Source organism: Burkholderiales bacterium, assembly GCA_013695435.1.
Taxonomy (GTDB): domain Bacteria; phylum Pseudomonadota; class Gammaproteobacteria; order Burkholderiales; family JACMKV01; genus JACMKV01.
On sequence record JACDAM010000138.1, the window covers coordinates 1 to 4,507 of the forward strand.

Consider the following 4,507-nt stretch of genomic DNA (forward strand, 5'->3'; position numbering starts at 1 on the left):
ACGCCGCGGCGCCCCGCGCCGTTCGCAATGGCTATGCGACTTTAGGCGAGGTCGCGAATTTCGAAGTCGCGCCGGGCCCCAACCAGATCAGCCGCGAAAACGGTAAGCGCCGCGCCGTCGTCACGGCTAATGTGCGCGGTCGCGATATCGGGTCTTTCGTAGCCGACGCGCAGACCGCTATCAGCGAACAGGTCAAGATTCCAACCGGTTACTGGATCGCCTGGGGTGGTCAGTTCGAGCAACTGATTTCTGCCGCGAATCGCCTGCAGATCGTAGTCCCCATTGCGCTCGGGCTGATTTTCCTGCTGCTATATTCGATGTTCGGAAATTTCAAGGACGGCTTGCTGGTATTTACCGGCGTGCCGTTCGCGCTGACGGGCGGTCTGCTCGCGCTGTGGCTTCGCGATATTCCGCTGTCGATTTCCGCTGGGGTCGGATTTATCGCGTTGTCTGGCGTCGCGGTTTTGAACGGCTTGGTGATGATTTCCTTTATTCGATCATTGCGCGAAGAAGGCCGATCGCTCGACGATGCGATACAGGTCGGCGCATTGACCCGGCTGCGGCCGGTGCTGATGACCGCACTCGTCGCGTCACTCGGATTTATCCCGATGGCATTGGCGACCGGAACCGGCGCCGAAGTGCAGCGGCCGCTTGCGACCGTTGTAATCGGCGGCATTCTGTCGTCGACGGCGCTCACGCTATTGGTGCTGCCGGTGCTGTATCGTCTGGCGCACCAAAGGCGCGCGGACGCAGCCGCTGCCCGAAAACTGCAAACCGCGGGCGCATGAGTACAGCAGCGGCGCCGTCGCTTCGGCGGAACAGGCCGTATCTATTCCTGTTTTCGGCGCAAGTCATTTCACTCGCCGGCAGCGGCATCACGACTGTCGGGCTCGCGCTGTTCGCATACCAACTTGTGGGCGGCGAGTCCGCGGCAGCGGTCATCGGTAACGCGCTAATGCTGCGCATCCTCGCGTTCCTGCTGTTTTCGCAGCCGGCCGGCATCATGGCCGACCGCTTGAATCGCAAACGGATATTGATTGCGGCGGACCTTATCCGCTTCGGCTTGCTCGCGCTTTTTCCTTTCATCGACAGCGTCTGGCAGATTTATTTGCTGATCTTCGCCATCAACGCAGTAACTGCGTTTTTTACGCCGGCGTTTGAGGCGTCACTTCCGGATGTTGTCGGCAGCGAGCACTATGTGAAGGCCGTGTCGTTGTCGCGCATCGCTGTCGATGTTGAATCCGTGGCTTCGCCGGCTCTGGCTGGATTGCTGCTGGCCGCAGTCGGACTGCGCTGGCTGTTCTGGTTCGATGCGATCACGTACCTGGTTTCGGCTTTGCTGGTATTTCTGAGCGCGATCCGTTCAACGCCAGTCATAGCCGCCAAGCTGCGCCTGAAAAGCTTCTTTGCAGAACTAGCCTTCGGCACGTGCATTCTGCTGCGCGAAGTTTCGCTGCGGCGAGCGCTGCTGCTTAGCTTCGTTGAAGCGACTGCCGGCGCGGTGGCGATTGTTTCGACAGTAGTGTACGTGCGTGACGTGCTGCTGCTGGGCGATACCGCGTTTGCGCTACTGATGGCCGGTCTGGGGCTGGGCTCGACGGTGACGGCATTGCTATTAAGCCGACTAAGCGGCCGCTACGAATCGCGCAGCCCCGATCAAGAGGGGCGGCACGCGCGGCAGCATCGCTGGGCGGACTCGGCTTTACTCATCGGCGGCATGTTGCTGGGCCTGCTGCTGCTACCGGGATTCATGCAGCCTGCAGTCTTCTGGTTCGCGCTGCTCTGGATGTTCAATGGCGCCGGTCAGGCGCTGATCGCGATTCCGTCGTCGACGCTGCTGGCCGCGCACACTGTCAGCGCCGAGCGCGGGCGCGCCTACGCCGCGTATTTCGCGTTAACTCATGCGTTCTGGCTGATCACCTACCCGGCTGTCGGACATGCAACTTCGGCTTTCGGTGCCCCGATTACCTTTACCGTCGCAGGCGGCGTTTGTTTGCTGATTACTTTGATGGTATTCATAACGACCCGACAAAAATTCGTTCCTCATGTTCACAGCGACAAAAGCTCGGGAGCGAATACGCGTTTTTCCTAAATCAGCCCTTACTATAGACCGATAACGTTCACAAAAAGTAAGTGCACTACATCTCATTAAAAATTCACACAGTCTGCCGCTTGACTATCTCTCGTAGTGAGTCTCCGGCCCAGAATGCAACGGCTCGCATGCGTATGGCGCTCGCTGAAGGCTGCGGCCGCCAGCTACGCCGTTTGCGCTTCCGGCAAACAGGAAATACCGATAACGGTATCTCAACGCCATTTCGACCCGCGACATCGAAACATGGACGAAAAGCCATGGTTACAGGTGATTCCGGATAGCGACATGCGCGATTCGGTGAAAGGCGGTAGCCACTCGGGCGGTCTCTTGAAAAGCGTTGTTTTGTTTAAGGCCACTTCATGACTCTGTGCCTGATCCGCGGCGCGGGCGACATCGGCTCGGCGATCGCCCATGTATTGTTCAGGCACGGCCATCGTCCGGTACTGCTTGACGATCCGGCGCCGAACCATCCGCGCAGAGGCATGGCATTTATCGATGCGGTCTATGATGGCGCCGCATCGCTGGAAGGTGTGCTCGCCAAGCGCGTTCGCGACCGTGAAGATGTTCCTTACATGCTGAACTGCACGCGTGCGATTCCGGTGTTAGTGCAGACACTCGATGCGGCGCTTGCCCTCGTGACGCCCGACGTACTTGTCGATGCGCGCATGCGCAAGCGGGGAACACCGGAAATGCAACGCGGTCTGGCGCGGCTGACGATAGGCCTTGGACCGAACTTCGTCGCCGGGAAACATACCGATCTGGCGGTGGAAACGCGTTGGGGTGATGATTTGGGACTAGTGATCGCTGCCGGCAGCACAAAACCGCTGGCGGGCGAACCAAATCCTATAGAGGGCATCGGACGAGAGCGCTACGTGTATGCGCCGGTATCTGGGCGCCTCGAGACAGGCCGCAATATCGGCGATACGGTTGCCGCGGGAGAAGTGATCGGGCGTCTCGATGCTCAATTGCTCGTAGCGCCTATCGCGGGATGTATCCGTGGGCTTACGCGCGCAGGCGCCTGGGTGGAGCGCTATGACAAAATCATTGAAATCGACCCGCGCGGCGACCCTTCATTTGCCTTTGGTATCGGCGAACGGCCGAAAAGAATCGCCGAGAACGTTCTCGCCACTTTAGATTGACTGGGTCGATGCAAAGCGGGTGATCGGAGCGAACTGGGTCGTTCAAAGAACGAACTATTTTCTCCTCTCGATTCACAGGAAGCTGTGAACGACTGTTTCGAGATACGGGTTTCCGCAAGGCGCGGTCCCTTATCTATCGACGAATTCACACTTCCTTCAGCAGTCTTAAGATCTTTCGGCCACCTCGGTTTTCGTTTGATCCAGCGCCGCTTTAACTCCCCGTGCCAGATCGGTTGCCTTGCCCACACCCCAGTAATGCAGAAAGACAATGCGCGGAGATTCCATCAGCATGTGATTGTGGATGGCGACGATATTGATGTTGGCATCGCGCAATGCCTTCAGCACGCCTTGCACCTCGTTCTCGAGCATCGCGAAGTCTCCGTCGACCAACGCCTGCTGGTCGCTTCCGGCAAATGCCGCCCAGGTGTTGACGCCCATGGCGTTGCCCATCGCATGCCCTTCCATTTCGGTTGTGCGACCCACGGTAATTTTGTAGACGCCATCATTCATTTCACCGCTTGCGCCGATGATGGCGGCGATCGGCTTGGGATCGAGTGTCGTTTTTGCGGGGTCGATCTGTGCGCGCGGCCCGGAGCCTTTGCCGCCGCTGGTCGCATTGATTTTCTCGAATACCTCGCCGACGGCGGCAGCCAGTTTCTCTTCGTCGCCCATGCCGCCGATGTGCATGAACATGACTTTGGGCGTGTCCCAGAAGAAGTGGTTATGCAGCGCAGTCACTTCCAGACCGTTTTCCAGCGCAACGCTCATGACAGGGTTCACCTGATCTTCAAGCACCACCACATCGCCCATCACCATCGTGTGCTCACCGGTTTTGGTAAACGCGGCCCATGCCGTAAGGCCGAGCGCCGGGGTGACTTTCACGCCCGCAGCAGTCAGGTTCAGATCCTTGCGCGGCATGCTCACCTTGAACACGCGCTCCTTTTCGTCGAGCTTTCCTTTCAAGCCCGTTAGCTGTTCAATGCGCTGCGTATTGAGTTTCGCGGACTCCGCATTGGCGAGGCCGATAAAGCTGGTGAGTCCGAGCAGGGTAACGAGTGCCACGATTAGCCGATAACGGTGCATGAGTTGCTCCTCAAGTGGTATTATTGTTAGATACGCTACATTTTAGTAAAGTTCACTACATGTCTCCCGCTTGGCTATCTCTCGTGATGAGCCTCCCGACTCAGAATGCGACTGCGCGAATGCGGGTCTGGCGCTCCCTGAAAAGTCTGGGCTGCGTGGCGCTGCGCGATGGCGTTTACCTGGTTCCTTATGG

The 4,507-nt window shown here is 58.4% G+C and carries 4 protein-coding genes; 3 read left to right on the plus strand and 1 reads right to left on the minus strand.

Annotated elements, in window-relative coordinates:
• The 3 genes from H0V78_07100 to H0V78_07110 all read left to right on the plus strand — a co-directional run.
• A partial coding sequence (locus H0V78_07100) for an efflux RND transporter permease subunit (GenBank protein MBA2351544.1) occupies positions 1-788 on the plus strand: 788 nt, incomplete at its 5' end.
• Positions 785-2,092, plus strand: a complete 1,308-nt coding sequence (locus H0V78_07105; protein MBA2351545.1) for an MFS transporter — start codon at positions 785-787, stop codon at positions 2,090-2,092. The genes H0V78_07100 and H0V78_07105, both read left to right, overlap by 4 nt.
• A gap of 374 nt (positions 2,093-2,466) precedes the next feature.
• On the plus strand, positions 2,467-3,231 hold the full coding sequence (locus H0V78_07110) for a hypothetical protein (protein MBA2351546.1): 765 nt from the start codon (positions 2,467-2,469) through the stop codon (positions 3,229-3,231).
• Positions 3,232-3,396: 165 nt separating this feature from the next.
• Here H0V78_07110 and H0V78_07115 read toward each other — a convergent pair whose 3' ends face one another.
• Positions 3,397-4,314, minus strand: coding sequence for a DUF1259 domain-containing protein (locus tag H0V78_07115; GenBank protein ID MBA2351547.1), 918 nt, complete (start codon positions 4,312-4,314; stop codon positions 3,397-3,399).
• Positions 4,315-4,507 lie beyond the last annotated feature (193 nt).